This window comes from Pandoraea eparura (assembly GCF_902459725.1).
GTDB lineage: Bacteria > Pseudomonadota > Gammaproteobacteria > Burkholderiales > Burkholderiaceae > Pandoraea > Pandoraea eparura.
Genome location: NZ_CABPSH010000001.1, coordinates 196,851 through 211,736, shown reverse-complemented (window position 1 = coordinate 211,736; position 14,886 = coordinate 196,851). Strand labels below are relative to the sequence as shown.

The following is a 14,886-nucleotide window of genomic DNA, read 5'->3' as shown; positions in this document are numbered from 1 at the left end:
GGGAAACCAGCGCGAGGTCAGATTTCCAGAATGCCGGCGGCGACGAAGCCGCCGTCGACCGGCAGGATATGGCCGGTCACATACGAGGCGTCGTCCGATGCGAGAAAGCTCACCGCGCCGGCGATCTCGCGCGGCTGCCCATAGCGGCCCAGTGGCGTCGTCTCTGTGTAGTGACGGCGCGAAATGTCGGAGTGCAGCGCCTGCGTGAGCGGCGTGTCGACGGGGCCGGGGGCGATGCCGTTGGCGGTAATGCCGAACGGTGCGAGTTCGATGGCCATCTGGCGCGTGAGCCCGATCACGGCGGCTTTCGAGGTGCCGTAGGCCGTGCGCCCCGCGCTGGCCAGAATGCCCGCCACGGATGCCAGATTGACGATACGCCCCCAACGCTGCTCACGCATGAGTCGCGCGGCGTGCTGCCCGCACAGAAAGGTGCCCGTCAGATTCACGGCCATGACCTGATGCCAGTGATCGAGCGGATAGTCGAAAAACGGAAACGTTTTGGCGATACCCGCGTTGTTCACGAGCACGTCGCAGCGGCCATGGCGCTGCGCGATCCGTGCGAAGCCGTCGGCAATCGATGCGGCGTCGCCCACATTCATGCCCAGCGCCCAGGCGTTGCCGCCCGCAGCGCTCAGCGTGGCCGCCGTCTCCGAGGCTGCGGCTTCGTTCAGATCGGCGACCACCACGGTCATGCCGTCATTCATCAGGCGCTCGCAGATGGCGGCGCCAATGCCCATTGCGCCGCCCGTCACTACCGCTACCTTCTCCGTCATGATATGGACTCCTAAATTTAATGATTTTTACAGATCGGGCTCCGCCGCCAGCTTTGCGGCGGAGCCCGTCGGTGATATTGCGAAATCGCTGGCGGATTCGCCTTACTTCAGGAAGCCGATCGAGATCCAGGGGACGAGCACCACGAGAAGCAGCGCAATGAACAGCGCGCCCATGTAGGTCCACATCCGGTTGAACACCTTGTCGGGCGATGTCTTGCCGATGGCGCACGCGGCGTAGAAGCCAACGCCCAGCGGCGGGGCGAAGAGTCCCATGCCCATCGACAGGATCACGACCATCGCGTAATGCACGTCGTGAATGCCCAGGGAGCGAGCCACCGGGAACAGCAGCGGTCCGAACAGCACGATGGCGGGAATGCCTTCAAGCACGCTGCCCAGGATGATGAAGACGACCATCGAGATGAGCAGGAAGCCGACCTGTCCGCCCGGCATGCCGTGCATCAGGCTGACCAGTGCGGCGGAGAACCCGGACTGCGTGAGTGCCCAGGCCATGGCCGTGGCCATGCCGATAATCAACAGGATCGCCCCCGAGAGCGCTGCAGTTTCCGTCAACAGCGGGTACAGGCGCTTGAAGTTCAGGTGCTTCTTGAACGCATGCACGATCAAGCCGATCACGACCGTGTAGGCAATACCGACGGTCGAGACTTCGGTGGCGGTCGCGGCGCCTTCGATCACGGCCGTGCGGATGAGAATTGGCAGGGCAAGCGCGGGCAGGGCCACGATGAAGGTCTTGCCGATCACGCGCCACGGCGCACGGCGGGCCGCACTCGGTGCTTCTTTGCGCGAACGCGCGAAACACACGATGACAATGGCGAGCGTGGCGATGACCGCGGGCAGCAGGCCGCCGACGAAGAGCGAGGTGATCGACACGCCGCACACGGCGCCGATCGTGATGAGGACGAGGCTCGGCGGGATCGTCTCCGTCATGGCGCCAGTCGACGAGAGCAAGGCCACGAGATCTTCCGGTTTCGAGCCGCGCCGTTGCATCTCGGGGAAGAGCGCGGGTGCGACCGCTGCCATGTCGGCGGCCTTCGATCCGGAAATCCCCGAGACCAGGAACATCGCGCCGAGCAGCACGTATTGCAGGCCACCGCGCACGTGACCGAGCAGGGCGGTCATGAATTCGATGAGGCTGCGGGCCAGCCCGCTCATCTCGATGAGCGCGCCGAGCAGCACGAACAGCGGCACCGACAACAGGATGAGGCCCGACATCCCTTCGTCCATGCGGCTGACGACGATCTGCAACGGCGCGTCGGTCACGAGCGCCAGATACGCCAGCGTTGCCGTCCCGAAGGCAAAGGCGATCGGGATGCCGCCGGCCACGCACACACCGACGATCAGCACGAAGAACACCAGCAAGTTGTAATTGCCCATGGCGATGAGCGCGGGGCGCCCGAGCCACAGCGCGGCGCCCAGCGCGGCCACGACCAGCACACCGAGACCGAGCTGACGCAGGCTCGAGCAGCGCGCCAGCCGCGAGACGGCGGCGATCAGCATCAGCACCGCCCCCACCGGCAGGGCCGCGGCGCGCAGCCCGTCGGGTATTTCGAGCGCGGGCGTCGTGATGTCCATCTGCTCGATGGCATGGGAATAGGCGGGCACGATAATGAGTGCGACGAAGACGCAGACCGTGAGCGCGGCCATGGTCTGGAACCAGTCGCGCCATGCCACCGGGAGTTTGTTGACGATGGCGGACAGCCGCATGTGCTCGCCCCGATCGAGCGCGAGCACGGCACCGAGCATCGACAGCCAGATGAAGAGGATCTGTGCCAGTTCGTCCGACCACGTGAGCGGATTGTCGAACCCATATCGCGAGATCACCCCCGCGAGCAGGATGAGAGTCTCCGCCACCACCAGCAGCACGGCAACCGCTTCGGTGACTTTCATCACCGCACGGTTGACGTGGCAGAAGAGGCGGGCAAGCGCGTGCGTCGGCTCGGCCGTCATCGTCAACGTTTCCATTTACGCAAGCTTCCCGGTGTACTTCTCCAGCATCGACCATGCTTCGTCGCCGAACTTCTTGTGCCATTCGGCATAGAATCCCGCGGCGCGAAGCTTGTCGCGGAACTGCTCGTTGTTCGGTGCGTTGAACACCAGGCCCTTCTGCTTGAGTTCGGTCGTCAGGCTTTCGTTGAGCTTGCGAACATCGTCGCGTTGCGCCAGAGCGGCCGCGTTCACGTTGGCGGTGACGATCGCCTGCAGGTCCTTCGGCAGCTTGTCCCACTTTTGTTTGTTGGCGAGAAACCAGAAGCCGTCCCACATGTGGTTTGTCATTGACACGTACTTCTGCACTTCGTACAGCTTGGCCGTGGCCAAAATGGCCAGCGGATTTTCCTGCGCTTCGACGATGTGCGTTTGCAGGGCCGAATACACTTCGGAGAAGTTGATCGACGTGGGCGCCGAGTCGAACGAGCGGAACATCGATGTCCACAGCGGGCTCGTCGGCACGCGAATCTTCAGGCCCTTGAGGTCGACCGGCGAATTGATTGGGCGGCTGCTCGTGGTGATCTGGCGATAACCGTTTTCCCAGATCTTGTCGAAGGCAAATACCGAGGTCTTCGCGATCTGGCTGCGCACATGGGCGCCAAGGTCGCCGTCCATCGCGGCCCATACCTGGCTGTAGTCCTTGAACGCGAAGCCCACGCCGGAGATCTGCGCCGAGGGCACGAGCGTGCCGAGAATCAGTGGCGAGAGCGTGAAGTAGTCGATGGCGCCCGAGCGAACCTGGCTCAGCATGTCGCTGTCGCTGCCCAACTGGTTGTTCGGGTAAATCTGGAAGTCGATGCGACCTTTGGACTGCTCCGCGATCTTTTGCGCCATCTCTTTGGCGCGAACGTTCATCGGGTGGCTGGCGGGAAGGTTGTTGGCGAACTTCAGCGTGAATTCGGCAGCGTGCGCTTGCGTCTGATACAAGCCCGTGGCGGCGGCGGCCGACGTGGCTGCGACGACTTTGATGAAGTGGCGGCGATCCATGTTGCTCATACTGCATGTCTCCTGTTTATTGGTTTGGTGACTGCGTCTGAAGCGCGAGGTGGTGGACGTGTTGCCCTGCAACGCCTCGGCCATCTCGTAACGCGAGCGTGATGCGGCTCGCAAGTGGCTTGGCTATCTTACGCAAATCGAGTGCCAGATCGCCGTCCGAACGGGAAAACCCTTACGTTATTAAGCATTTTTGGTCTCTGACGCCATGCGGATGGCCGGGTTGGGCGGCCGGCCGTGCGACACCTGTCGCATCGGTAGCCCATCTTGCGACACCTGTCGCATGCGAGCGGCGACGACGATGCGACAGGTGTCGCTGGCTTCGGGGTGCGCGATGTCGCATTGCGGCGCAGCAAAAGACGTGCGCCCTGACACGCCGATGAATTCGCTTGATGGGCTGGCGACGGTGGCTTTACGCTTACGTCAATGGCGCGCGAGCGAACGTCAGGATGGGGACCCAACGCAGAGGCATGGCGTCATGGGCGCCCTGAATAGCGCAAGGCGAGACTGCGACGCACGGGTCTGGCATCGAAATTGCTCACCGGAGTCTGGATGACCTCATTTTTCCGGAGACACTTCATGGTTGCTGCATGCCTCACCGGCTGGGCCCACTCCCAGTTCGGAAAACTCGATAACGTCGATGCCGAAGTTTTGCTGGCCGATATCGCCCAGACCGCACTCGACGACGCGGGCCTTGCGCCCGAGCAAATCGACTCCATTCACGTCGGCACCTTCAATGGCGGCTTCCTCTATCAGGACTTTCCGTCGTCGCTCGTCTTCAATCGCATTCCCGGCCTGCGCTTCAAACCGGCCACTCGCTACGAAAATGCGTGCGCAACGGGATCGGCTGCCGTGCATGGCGGCTTGCAGTCGATCGAGGCGGGCAAGGCCACCCATGTGCTCGTGATCGGCTTCGAAAAGATGACCGAGTTGGCGACGCCCCAGGTGGGCGAAGTGCTGCTCAAGTGTTCATACGCGCGCGAGGAGGCCGACATTCCGGGTGGCTTCGCGGGCGTATTCGGCACCATCGCGCAGGCCTATTTCGACCGCTATGGCGATCAGTCCGATGCGCTTGCGCGCATTGCCGCGAAGAATCATCGCAATGGGTCGGTGAATCCGTACGCGCATATGCGTCGCGACTTCGGCTACGACTTCTGCCGCAACGTCTCCGAGAAGAATCCGTTTGTGGCCGGGCCGCTCAAGCGCACCGACTGTTCGATGGTGTCGGATGGCGCCGCTGCGCTCGTGATCTCGAAGGCCGACGTGGCGCGCACGATGCCGAAGGCGGTCGGCTTTCGTGCGGCGGTGCAGGTCAACGACTACCTGCCGCTCTCGCGTCGCGATCCGCTGGCGTTTGAAGGCGGCCAGCATGCGTGGCGTCAGGCGCTGGGGGTCGCCGGTGTCGCGTTGAAGGATCTGTCGCTGGTCGAGACGCACGACTGCTTCACGATCGCCGAGCTGATCGAGTACGAAGCCATGGGGTTGGCCAAACCGGGGCAGGGCGCAGGCGTGGTGGCCGAGGGCCTGACCGAGAAGCATGGCCTGCTGCCGGTCAATCCGTCGGGGGGGCTGAAAGCGAAGGGCCATCCCGTCGGCGCCACGGGCGTGTCGATGCACGTGATGGCCGCGATGCAACTGACGGGGACCGCGGGCGAGATGCAGATCCCCAACGCGCGGCTCGCGGGCGTGTTCAACATGGGCGGCGCGGCCGTCGCCAATTACGTGAGCATTCTCGAAGCGCGTTGAACGGTCGCTGCAAACGCGCTCAGGCAGGCTGCCCGGCGTATGCCGGGCAGCACTGAGAAAAGGAACGAGGAGACGAGCGATATGCTCAAGAAGGTCATGAATCTCGGCCGCCTGCTGGCCGACGTTGCCCGGCGTCATCCGGACGAACCCGGTCTGATCGTCGGCGACAAGGTCAGCACGTGGGCAGAGATCGATGCGCGCGTGAACGCCGCCGTCGAGGCGCTGCGCAAGCTGGGCGTGGGCAAGGGCGACAAGCTGCTGGTGCACTCGCGCAACAACTTGCCGATTTTCGAGAGTGCGTGGATTGCCTTTCGACTGGGCGCGGTGTGGGTGCCGACGAACTTTCGTATTACCGCACCCGAGGCGGCGTATCTGGGCCAATCGAGTGGTGCGTGCGTGATGATCTACGACATCGGCTTCGAAGGGCATGTCGACGCCGTGCGTGCCGCGTCGCCGGCATTGCGCCATGTGATCGCACTGGGTGTGCCGCGCGCGGGGGAAATGCATTACGAGACGCTGCTCGCGGAACATCGCGGTGCGCCCGGCTACGAGGCGGAAGTCGAGTACGAGGATCCGCTGTGGTTCTTCTACACGTCGGGCACGACCGGGCATCCGAAGGCGGGGGTGCTCTCGCATGGACAGATGGCGTTCGTCGTGACGAATCATCTGGCCGACCTGATGCCCGGCATCACATATCGCAGCCGCTCGATGGTGGTGGCGCCGCTTTCGCACGGCGCGGGCATTCACGCCATCGTCAATACGGCGCGTGGGGCGGCCAGCGTGTTGCTGCCAGGAGAGAAAATGGATGCCGAACAAGTCTGGCAGGCCATCGAGCGTCATGGCGTCGACAACATGTTCACAGTACCGACCATCGTCAAGATGCTGGTCGAAGATCCGGCCGTGGATCGCTACGACCATCGCTCGCTGCGGTTCGTGATTTACGCCGGCGCGCCGATGTATCGCGCCGATCAGAAATTCGCATTGCAGAAGCTGGGTCTGGTGCTGGTGCAGTACTACGGGCTGGGCGAGGTGACGGGCAACATCACCGTGTTGCCGCCGTGGCTGCACACCGATGACGACGACGCGCCCGATGCGCGCGTGGGCACCTGCGGCATGCCGCGTACCGGCATGGAGGTGGCGATTCTCGATGAGCACGGCGAGCGCCAGCCGCCGTTCGCGTCGGGCGAGATTTGCGTGCGCGGCCCGGCCGTCTTCATGGGATATCACAACAATCCGGAGGCAAACGCCAAGGCGTTCAAGGACGACTGGTTCCATACCGGCGATCTCGGACACGTTGACGCACAGGGATTCCTGTACATCACGGGCCGGGCATCGGACATGTACATCTCGGGCGGCTCGAACGTCTACCCGCGCGAGATCGAGGAAGCGTTGCTCACGCACCCGGCCGTGTCGGAGTGCGCGGTGCTCGGCGTGCCCGACCCCAAATGGGGTGAGAGCGGGCTTGCCGTGGTGGTTGCCCGGGAAGGCATGGCCGCTCAGGCCGATGAACTGCTCGGACATCTCGAAGCGCGTATCGCCCGCTACAAGTGGCCGCGCCGCTTCGTATTCTGGAGTGCCATGCCCAAGTCGGGCTACGGCAAGATCGTGAAGAAGCAAATCAAGACGATGCTCGAAGAGCAAGGAGACTATCGACTATGAAACCTGCGCTTTCACGGATCTATCGACATGCAGGCGCCCCCACGTTACCCCGTGTGGAAGACTGTGTGTTGAGCGGGCAGCACGAACTGCGCGTCACGATCCGGTCGGGTGCGAATCTGGGTGAGTCCTTACGCGAAGCGTTATCCCGCTATGCGTATGGTGGCGGCGTCGGCCGTTTCTGCGCGGGCACCGCGCGAGGTCTGCGGTATCACATGATCGAGACCACCGCAGACACGGAGCGTCCCTTCGGCTACGGGGCGCCGGTTGACGAAATCCGGGAGGTGGATCTGATCGGTGGCGCGATCACCGTGGGCCGCACGTCCGATGGCGCCACGCTGCTCCATTGCCATGCGGGGTTTGCCGATCCGGGCGGCGAGCTGCACGGCGGGCACCTGATTCTCGATCACACCTGGGCCGGCGACGAGCCCGTGGTGATTCGCCTGTGCTTGTTCGAGCGAGGCGGCTATGTGAGCGCGGATGACGAGGAAACGCGTTTCCGGTTGCTGCATCCCGTGGCGGGAGATCTCTCATGAGCGCCGCACTCGATATCCCCGTCGCCATCGAGAACGGCACGCTGGGCAGGTTGGTCGTGGCCCGCCTCAAACCGAATCAGGACTTGACGGAGAGCATTGAAGCGCTGTGCGCCGAGCATGCCATCTCGCGCGCCATCGTGCGCGGTGCCGTGGGGAGCCTGATCGATGCGCGTCTGGCGTTTCGCTCGGGCGATGGCTGGCGCGAGCAACGGGTGAGCGGCCCCGGGGTGGAAATCCTCAATGTGTTCGGCGAGGTCGACGTACGGACCGATGCCGCGAGTGAGCTGCCCATGCTGCACGGCATGGTCGCGGACACCGCGGGGCGCATGTTCGCCGGGCGCTTCGTGCGCGGCGCCAACCTCTCGTTCATCACCATCGAAGTGACGCTGCAGGAGTGGTTGCCGGCCTAGGTGTCGTGCGTGACGTGCCGGGAAAGGCCAACGGGGAGTCTTCGGACTCCCCGTGACGTTGTGGCGTGTTCGGAAGCGACTCAGGGCGTCGTCGGGTGCACCAGTCCGTCTTCACGGAACATGTGCTTGATGCCGCGTACCGCCTGACGAATGCGCGACTCGTTCTCGATCAGGGCAAAGCGCACATAGTCGTCGCCATACTCGCCGAAGCCGATGCCCGGCGAGACCGAGACCTTGGCCTGCGCAAGCAGCTTCTTCGCGAATTCGAGTGAGCCGAGTGCGCGATAGGGTTCGGGAATGCGGGCCCAGATGTACATCGACGCGCGTGGCAGATCAACCTCCCAACCGGCTTCCGTCAACCCTTTGTAGAGCACGTCGCGGCGGCGCTGATATTGCTCGCGAATTTCTTCGACGCAATGCTGATCGCCTTCGAGCGCGGCGATGGCGGCGACCTGTACCGGCGTGAATGTGCCGTAGTCGTGATAGCTCTTGATGCGCGCGAGCGCGGCGACGAGTTCGGCATTGCCGACCATGAAGCCGATGCGCCAGCCGGCCATGTTGTAGCTCTTCGAGAGCGTGAAGAATTCGACCGCCACGTCCTGCGCGCCGGGCACCTGCATGATCGAGGGCGCCTTGTAGCCGTCGTAGACGATATCGGCGTAGGCCAGATCGTGCACCACGAGAATGTCGTGCTTGCGCGCGAGGTCGACGACACGCTCGAAGAATTCGAGTTCGACGCACTGGGCCGTGGGGTTCGACGGGAAGCCGAGTATCACCATCTTCGGCTTCGGATGGCTTTCGCGAATGCCGCGCTCGAGTTCGGTAAAGAAGTCGATGCCGGGCGTCATTGGCACGGAGCGGATGTTCGCGCCTGCGATGACCGCGCCGTAGATGTGAATCGGGTAAGACGGATTCGGCACGAGCACCGTGTCGCCTTGATCGAGCGTGGCGAGCATCAGGTGAGCGAGGCCTTCCTTCGAGCCGATGGTGACGATGGCTTCGCGCTCGGGGTCGAGATCGACGTCGTAACGATCCTTGTACCAGCGTGTGATCGCGCGGCGCAGACGCGGAATGCCGCGTGACGTCGAATACCCGTGCGTGTCGGGGCGTTGCGCGACTTCGACGAGCTTGTTGACGATGTGCGCCGGGGTGGCCCCGTCGGGATTGCCCATCGAAAGGTCGATGATGTCCTCGCCACGGCGGCGTGCGGCCATCTTCAGCTCGGCGGTGATATTGAAAACGTAAGGGGGAAGACGATTGATGCGCGCAAAGCTGCGCGAGCCCTGAGAGCTGGACATGATGATCCTGGAACGTAAGCGCCCGGAACCGTCCGAGCGACGCCGATGTGCTGGCCACACCGTGACGGCGACTGTAGCGCGGCGCGGGGGGCTTGGGCAAGTGAATTTTGCAGGGTGGGGCGCAGAACCCTGTCGGTTATGATGGGCGGCCGCGAGTTCGAGGAAAAGGAGAGTCGATGGCGTATCTATACCTGTTGGTGGCGATCGTGGCCGAGGTGATTGCCACGTCGGCGCTGAAGGCCTCGGAGGGATTCACGCGCGTTGGGCCGGTTGCGTTGGTTGTGGCGGGTTACGGCGTGGCGTTCTACATGCTGTCGCTCACGCTGCGCACGATTCCCGTGGGCGTGGCTTATGCGATGTGGTCGGGACTCGGCATCGTGCTCATCTCGATTGCCGCACGCGTGCTGTTCGGTCAGAAGCTCGACGCCCCCGCGCTCATCGGCATGGCGCTCATCATCGCGGGCGTCCTGGTGATGAATCTCTGGTCGAAGTCGTCGGCGCATTGACGCGCCGCTGTGCTCGGGGGAACGGGTGCTCTGGCGCTCATGCGCCCTTGCGCCTGGTTCGGCCTCGTGCCATGCCTCGTGTCACGCCTCGTGTCGGGCCTCGTTTTCCGCTTCGGCCAGCACGGCCTTGAGGGCGGAGATGCAGGTGTCGATTTCGGTGCGTTCGATCACCAGCGGCGGAGCGAGGCGCAGCACGGTCGCGCGTGTTTCCTTGGCCAGCACGCGACGGCGCAGCATCCGCATGGACAGGTCGTGGGCGTCGGCGCGTGCGGGGTCGATTTCGATGCCGGCCCAGAGGCCACGGCCGCGGACTTCGCGAATGAGCGGTGAGTGAATCGCATGCAATCGCGACAGCAGGTATTCCCCCATTTCGGCGCTGTTTCCCGGCAGATCTTCGTCGGCCATGACGTCGAGCGCTTCGAGCGCGACGGTCGCGGCGAGCGGGTTGCCGCCGAAGGTCGAGCCGTGGCTGCCGGGCTCGAACAGGTCGATGATGTCGCGTCGCGCCACGAAGGCGGACACGGGCAGCAGGCCGCCGCCGAGTGCTTTGCCGAGCATGACGCCGTCGGGCACGATATCTTCATGCTGATAGGCGAACCAGCGGCCGGTGCGTCCCAGACCTGACTGGATTTCGTCGAGCAGCATGAGCACGTTGTTTTCTGTGCAGAGCTGGCGAAGTGCGCGCAGGAAGCCGTCGGGCGGGAGCACGATGCCGCCTTCGCCCTGAATCGTTTCGAACAGGACGGCGCAGGTGTTGGGGGTGATGGCGGCGCGCACGGCATCGATATCGCCGAAGGGCACGCGGACGAATCCGGGGGAGAACGGGCCGAAGTCGGCGCGATAGGCGGGTTCGGATGAGAAGCCGACGATGGTGGTGGTGCGTCCGTGGAAGTTGCCGTCGGCGACGATGATTTCGGCTTTATCGGCGGGGATGCGCTTGACGCTGTAGCCCCAGCGGCGGGCGGCCTTGATGGCGGTTTCGACGGCTTCCGCGCCGGTGTTCATCGGCAGGGCGCCGCCGAGCGTGGTGAGGTCGCACAGCCGTTCGAGGAAGGCACCGAGCCGGTCGGTGTAGAAGGCGCGGGAGACGACGGCGAGGCGTTGGGCCTGCGTGGTGAGGGCGGCGACCAGGCGAGGATGCGCATGGCCGTGGCTGACGGCGGAGTAGGCGCTCATCATGTCGAGATAGCGATTGCCTTCGACATCCCAGACCCAGACGCCCTTGGCGTGCGAAAGCACGACGGGCAGCGGCGCGTAGTTGTGGGCGCCAAAGCGTTGTTCGCGTTCGATTTCGTTCATGCTCGCGCTCCTCCACGTTGCCAGTCTAAAGGCGAACGAGACGGCGCGCAAAGGGGGACATCTCCTGAAGCAATGCCGATGAAATTGGCATGCGCGTGCGTTATAATTGCCGATTGCTCGGGCGTGACGCGTGATATGTCGTCACACCCGGACCCGCCGGCAGCGACTTCCTGTCGCCGCCATCACGCACTGCCCATAGCTCAGTTGGATAGAGCATCGGCCTTCTAAGCCGACGGTCGGGGGTTCGAATCCCTCTGGGCAGGCCAGTAAAATCAATGGTTTAAACGTTGCATTTGTTTCGATGGGACTTTGTCTGCAGGCGGTGTAGGTGCTGTGTAGGCGTTTTCGATCAAATTAAGTCAACCATGATCAACGTCACCTCCGGTGGCGAATCAAACCCCTGCTTTGGCGTTGCAGCTATTGATCCCAAAGTCCTACACTGCTTCTGCGCTTCTGCGCTTCTGCGCTTCTGCGCTTCTGCGCTTCTGCGCTTCTGCGCTTCTGCGCTTCTGCGCTTCTGCGCTTGAGCGCGACAGCCGTTGACGTCAATAAGTTCGTATTGCAAATGACTATTTTGGAAGGATGTAATTTTCCGAAGTCTCTTCTAAGCCGAGAGCATTGGCGGACGGGGAGGCGTCAAGTTAGTTTGCCGTGCCTATTTGTTGCGAGCGCCAAGCCGGGCCGATTTGGTCGAGGTATGATTGCGGTCCCGATTTCTAGAACTGAGGAAGAAGAATGGTGATGGCGGTTAGGACAACGAACGACGAGGATATCATCAATGCGATGGCCATGAAGAAATGGTCGCCGTTGGAGGGTGCCTTGCTCGTATGTAAGCAGTTTCCGGTGGCATCTAATGGGAAGTTTCTCACCTTGGAGGACTGCCGGGACCTGGCGATAATGAGCTCGAACTTCGAGACCGCCGAGCGGATCTTTTCGCTATGGAAAAGTGAGCCGTTCGGTTCGATATGTCCGACCCCGAACGCATTTCTCCTGTGGTGCAAGTATCGGAACATCAAGGAAGCTGATTGGTTTGTGAAGCGAGTTGCCCAAGTGGCGCCGCGCTTCATGACTGTCGACGATCCTGAACGGTTCTCGGACCCGTCTCGACTCAAAGCGGCCTGCGAAAAAGCGCTGGCACCATTTCTTTTGAGCCACTGGGGCATCCCGGCGTCTTCCCCTGCCAATGAGTCGGAGACGTGGACAACGCGCAAGGCAAGCGGAAGTGCTCAAATTGAAGCTGTCGTGACGAAGGAGAAGCCGCTCGAGCATTACCCTTCCTCGGGGGTAATCGCAAAAGCGTTTGACGGTTGCATTTGGTCAATGCGTGAGTGGTCAGTCAAGCTTAAGGATCCGGGCACAACGAAATGGCTCGTGGAAGCTAGGAAGTCAGTCGGTGGCGTGGGCACTTCCGGCGCCCTTTGGAATCCAATTGAGCTCGCATCGGCTCTGTACCTCGGGGTGAATAAGAAGCTCAGCAAGGGAGAACTCGCATCTCCAGCACATGAAGGCTATTTCACGACGCGTACGGTTGGCCTCGAAAGGCTCAGTCGCGTTTTTGAGACGACCGTAGAACTTGCAGTATGGCGCGAAGACTGGGAGCGCAAGGCCGAGGTCTTGAAGGATTACAGTGCTGCCAACGGTGTCATGAAGTTCTAGCTTGCGCTCTGCAGGATGGCGCAGACATGCCCCGCGGTTTCGGATTGAAAGCAGTCTGTCTCTAGCGTCGCCCCTACTTTTTCGCCTACTAAATTCGATAGCCTCCGCAGACTGAGATTGCGGAGGTTTTTTTGATTTTGGGGGAGGGAAATGCGGTCACCACGTGGCTAAGTCATTGGCGCAAAAGGGACTCCAATCGCGGAGGCATCGGTGTCGGCGTCTCCGCCATATCAAATTCGACTCACGAACTGTCCCGGCGGGAACGACTGGTAAGCGCAGGTTGGCTTGCAGCGAACGTCTCGTGGGCAATCCTTAAACCACTCCCGTTCGGGAGTTGCGGAGTCGATTGAAATGCATGTCAAGAACTTGTCCGAAGTGTGTCTGAACCGTACCCACATTAGCACCAAAGAGGCGGCGGCAATCCTGCTTGTCAAGCCGCAGACGATGCGCAAGAGTCATTGCATTTACGGTGAGTACGCCGGCATCCGTCCTACGCGTCTGGCATCGCGCAAACTTGCATGGCCGGTTGATGGCATCGAGCGCGCATTGATGCACGGGGCAGCATAAGAGCGCACGTAAAACCGTCCAGTTAAAAACGATCGGGCGCGGCCACCGTTAGCGCCCCGTGGAACCAAAGCACTCGGAGGTGAGGATGTTGGATGTAAATGGTTTTTTGGCAGATCTGCAAAAGTTGTCGGCGCACTCCCGCAGCATGACTGATACGATCCGCGACTACTCAGACTGGATTAAAGTCGCCATTCTTGAGTATGGTGTCACTGACGCAGCCATCGTCGATTCGTTGAATCGCCATGGTCTTGCGATCAAGTTGTCTACGTTCAAAACTGCGTGGCGCCGAATCTGCGACGAGAAAAATATTCCCATGCGCCGCGCAAACCGGTCGGGTGCTCAATCGCGAGCCAACTATGTCGTTGAAGGCTCAGGGCCGGTAGCAGCAAATAATTTCATTGCCGCGAGCCCTGCAATGCCGAGCGGTGTAGTCCCGCAGTCGGAGCAGTCGGTCAATGCCTCGCAGCGCCGGTACGGGGTGCCTGCTGGTGGCAATGTCAACGGCCCACTAACGACTGTGAGCGGTGACGCGAATCAGCGCACGCCCAACGTTGAACAGATGCGCGCACACGTATCCGGCTACAAATACCCGGAGCATGGCAAGTATGGTGCTTCGATGACCACCTATGAAAGTCAGTTCAAGTATTAATCGTCCCCGCTAAATCCGCGCGTACGGATACCTGCGCGCCGGATATATCAACCAATCGAATCGTGTTGCAGACGCGTTAGGCATCTTGCCGCGACAGATAGCCCGAATACAGCATTGTATTCGGGCTGCGCAGCTTTCGCCGTTTCAGAATCACCTCTCCGCCATTCTTGCTGGTCACGCTCCCGAGCACTCTCGCTTCTTCCGAGGGGCGGGTGGCGCGTAATTTCCCCATTTCCTATCCCCGCCATTTCTGCCGTGGGTCGCGATCCCGCGACATCGTCCTTTTTCGTTCTTAGGTTTGCCGTTGTTCGCGTCTAGCACATTCGCACTCAAGTTTCGTCGACTGCCTTGTGAACGCGAGTGGCGACTGTGCTCGGTTGCTCGAGGTACACGGCAATCCTTTGGGCGTCATAGTTCAAGAGCCGGATTCGCGACGATTCAGTTTGATTCATATCGATCGATAATAGACATCCTGTCTCCAGAGGTCGATGTTCATTGCACGTCTGGTGCCATGACGAGTCGTAGTGAGTTGTGCGTGTCGCGAAGCGCCTGGTTTCTAATCGCTTCAAAGCGATTTACCTCGATGCAGTTTGACAGTGTTCGCATCAGTGAAAGGCGTTCAATAGTTCACTGCATTGAGAACTTGGATTCGTCCAGCCACCGCTTTGGATGGGGACGTGACGCGTTCACGCGGCGCGTGATAGGCGAGCGTTGAGAGTTGCCAGTCATTTCTTCACCGCCTTCGAACGCGTCTGAGCACTATGTATATGTGAAGGATGAAGATCTCGGTCCC

14 protein-coding genes and 1 tRNA gene are annotated in these 14,886 nt (G+C 61.8%); 9 read left to right on the top strand and 6 right to left on the bottom strand.

Features of this window, described 5'->3' with window-relative positions:
• Positions 1 to 17: 17 nt before the first annotated feature.
• The 3 genes from PEP31012_RS00965 to PEP31012_RS00955 all read right to left on the bottom strand — a co-directional run bounded on the left by PEP31012_RS00965 (position 18) and on the right by PEP31012_RS00955 (position 3,773).
• Positions 18 to 773, bottom strand: coding sequence for an SDR family NAD(P)-dependent oxidoreductase (locus tag PEP31012_RS00965; protein WP_150587497.1), 756 nt, complete (start codon positions 771 to 773; stop codon positions 18 to 20).
• 102 nt (positions 774 to 875) lie between these two features.
• The gene (locus PEP31012_RS00960; RefSeq protein ID WP_246171124.1) at positions 876 to 2,738 is read right to left on the bottom strand and encodes a TRAP transporter large permease; all 1,863 of its coding nucleotides are present in this window, start codon (positions 2,736 to 2,738) and stop codon (positions 876 to 878) included.
• 15 nt (positions 2,739 to 2,753) lie between these two features.
• The gene (locus tag PEP31012_RS00955; protein WP_150587495.1) at positions 2,754 to 3,773 is read right to left on the bottom strand and encodes a TRAP transporter substrate-binding protein; all 1,020 of its coding nucleotides are present in this window, start codon (positions 3,771 to 3,773) and stop codon (positions 2,754 to 2,756) included.
• A gap of 576 nt (positions 3,774 to 4,349) precedes the next feature.
• On the opposite strand from PEP31012_RS00955, the gene PEP31012_RS00950 reads away from it, so the two are divergent.
• The 4 genes from PEP31012_RS00950 to PEP31012_RS00935 are packed head-to-tail and all read left to right on the top strand — an operon-like array spanning position 4,350 to position 8,118.
• The gene (locus PEP31012_RS00950) at positions 4,350 to 5,516 is read left to right on the top strand and encodes an acetyl-CoA acetyltransferase (RefSeq protein WP_150587494.1); all 1,167 of its coding nucleotides are present in this window, start codon (positions 4,350 to 4,352) and stop codon (positions 5,514 to 5,516) included.
• A gap of 39 nt (positions 5,517 to 5,555) precedes the next feature.
• Positions 5,556 to 7,175 (top strand): acyl-CoA synthetase, encoded by a 1,620-nt coding sequence (locus tag PEP31012_RS00945; protein WP_150587493.1) that lies wholly within the window; start codon positions 5,556 to 5,558, stop codon positions 7,173 to 7,175.
• Positions 7,172 to 7,708 carry a PPC domain-containing DNA-binding protein gene (locus PEP31012_RS00940; RefSeq protein WP_246171089.1) on the top strand — a complete coding sequence of 179 codons (537 nt, stop codon included), beginning with the start codon at positions 7,172 to 7,174 and terminating at the stop codon, positions 7,706 to 7,708. The genes PEP31012_RS00945 and PEP31012_RS00940 overlap by 4 nt, the downstream gene beginning before the upstream one ends.
• Positions 7,705 to 8,118 (top strand): PPC domain-containing DNA-binding protein, encoded by a 414-nt coding sequence (locus PEP31012_RS00935; RefSeq protein WP_150587492.1) that lies wholly within the window; start codon positions 7,705 to 7,707, stop codon positions 8,116 to 8,118. The genes PEP31012_RS00940 and PEP31012_RS00935 overlap by 4 nt, the downstream gene beginning before the upstream one ends.
• A gap of 80 nt (positions 8,119 to 8,198) precedes the next feature.
• Here PEP31012_RS00935 and alaC read toward each other — a convergent pair whose 3' ends face one another.
• Complete coding sequence (gene alaC, locus PEP31012_RS00930; protein WP_150587491.1) at positions 8,199 to 9,416, bottom strand: alanine transaminase; 1,218 nt, start codon at positions 9,414 to 9,416, stop codon at positions 8,199 to 8,201.
• Between the two features lie 176 nt (positions 9,417 to 9,592).
• Here alaC and PEP31012_RS00925 point away from each other — a divergent pair, with 176 nt between their 5' ends.
• Positions 9,593 to 9,922: a DMT family transporter gene (locus tag PEP31012_RS00925; protein WP_150587490.1), complete on the top strand. Its 330-nt coding sequence runs from the start codon at positions 9,593 to 9,595 to the stop codon at positions 9,920 to 9,922.
• Between the two features lie 81 nt (positions 9,923 to 10,003).
• Here PEP31012_RS00925 and rocD read toward each other — a convergent pair whose 3' ends face one another.
• Complete coding sequence (rocD, locus tag PEP31012_RS00920; RefSeq protein WP_150587489.1) at positions 10,004 to 11,221, bottom strand: ornithine--oxo-acid transaminase; 1,218 nt, start codon at positions 11,219 to 11,221, stop codon at positions 10,004 to 10,006.
• A gap of 189 nt (positions 11,222 to 11,410) precedes the next feature.
• Here rocD and PEP31012_RS00915 point away from each other — a divergent pair.
• A tRNA-Arg gene (locus PEP31012_RS00915) sits at positions 11,411 to 11,487 on the top strand.
• 168 nt (positions 11,488 to 11,655) lie between these two features.
• On the opposite strand, the gene PEP31012_RS00910 is transcribed toward PEP31012_RS00915, so the two are convergent.
• Entirely contained in the window at positions 11,656 to 11,757 is a 102-nt protein-coding gene (locus tag PEP31012_RS00910; RefSeq protein ID WP_150588017.1) for a hypothetical protein, read from the bottom strand.
• Positions 11,758 to 11,956: 199 nt separating this feature from the next.
• On the opposite strand from PEP31012_RS00910, the gene PEP31012_RS00905 reads away from it, so the two are divergent.
• The 3 genes from PEP31012_RS00905 (at position 11,957) to PEP31012_RS00895 (ending at position 14,093) form a co-directional block, all read left to right on the top strand.
• Positions 11,957 to 12,877 carry a hypothetical protein gene (locus tag PEP31012_RS00905; protein ID WP_150587488.1) on the top strand — a complete coding sequence of 307 codons (921 nt, stop codon included), beginning with the start codon at positions 11,957 to 11,959 and terminating at the stop codon, positions 12,875 to 12,877.
• A gap of 351 nt (positions 12,878 to 13,228) precedes the next feature.
• Positions 13,229 to 13,444 (top strand): hypothetical protein, encoded by a 216-nt coding sequence (locus tag PEP31012_RS00900; RefSeq protein ID WP_174978066.1) that lies wholly within the window; start codon positions 13,229 to 13,231, stop codon positions 13,442 to 13,444.
• 85 nt (positions 13,445 to 13,529) lie between these two features.
• A complete protein-coding gene (locus PEP31012_RS00895) occupies positions 13,530 to 14,093 on the top strand; it encodes a hypothetical protein (RefSeq protein WP_150587487.1) in 564 nt (187 codons plus the stop codon).
• Positions 14,094 to 14,886: the final 793 nt, after the last annotated feature.

Bases quoted from the DNA above. Each gene is read 5' to 3' on its own strand.
- PEP31012_RS00965 (WP_150587497.1), bottom strand. From the start codon at position 773: ATGACGGAGAAGGTAGCGGTAGTGACGGGCGGCGCAATGGGCATTGGC.
- PEP31012_RS00960 (WP_246171124.1), bottom strand. From the start codon at position 2,738: ATGACGGCCGAGCCGACGCACGCGCTTGCCCGCCTCTTCTGCCACGTC.
- PEP31012_RS00955 (WP_150587495.1), bottom strand. From the start codon at position 3,773: ATGAGCAACATGGATCGCCGCCACTTCATCAAAGTCGTCGCAGCCACG.
- PEP31012_RS00950 (WP_150587494.1), top strand. From the start codon at position 4,350: ATGGTTGCTGCATGCCTCACCGGCTGGGCCCACTCCCAGTTCGGAAAA.
- PEP31012_RS00945 (WP_150587493.1), top strand. From the start codon at position 5,556: ATGCCGGGCAGCACTGAGAAAAGGAACGAGGAGACGAGCGATATGCTC.
- PEP31012_RS00940 (WP_246171089.1), top strand. From the start codon at position 7,172: ATGAAACCTGCGCTTTCACGGATCTATCGACATGCAGGCGCCCCCACG.
- PEP31012_RS00935 (WP_150587492.1), top strand. From the start codon at position 7,705: ATGAGCGCCGCACTCGATATCCCCGTCGCCATCGAGAACGGCACGCTG.
- alaC (WP_150587491.1), bottom strand. From the start codon at position 9,416: ATGTCCAGCTCTCAGGGCTCGCGCAGCTTTGCGCGCATCAATCGTCTT.
- PEP31012_RS00925 (WP_150587490.1), top strand. From the start codon at position 9,593: ATGGCGTATCTATACCTGTTGGTGGCGATCGTGGCCGAGGTGATTGCC.
- rocD (WP_150587489.1), bottom strand. From the start codon at position 11,221: ATGAACGAAATCGAACGCGAACAACGCTTTGGCGCCCACAACTACGCG.
- PEP31012_RS00905 (WP_150587488.1), top strand. From the start codon at position 11,957: ATGGTGATGGCGGTTAGGACAACGAACGACGAGGATATCATCAATGCG.
- PEP31012_RS00900 (WP_174978066.1), top strand. From the start codon at position 13,229: ATGCATGTCAAGAACTTGTCCGAAGTGTGTCTGAACCGTACCCACATT.
- PEP31012_RS00895 (WP_150587487.1), top strand. From the start codon at position 13,530: ATGTTGGATGTAAATGGTTTTTTGGCAGATCTGCAAAAGTTGTCGGCG.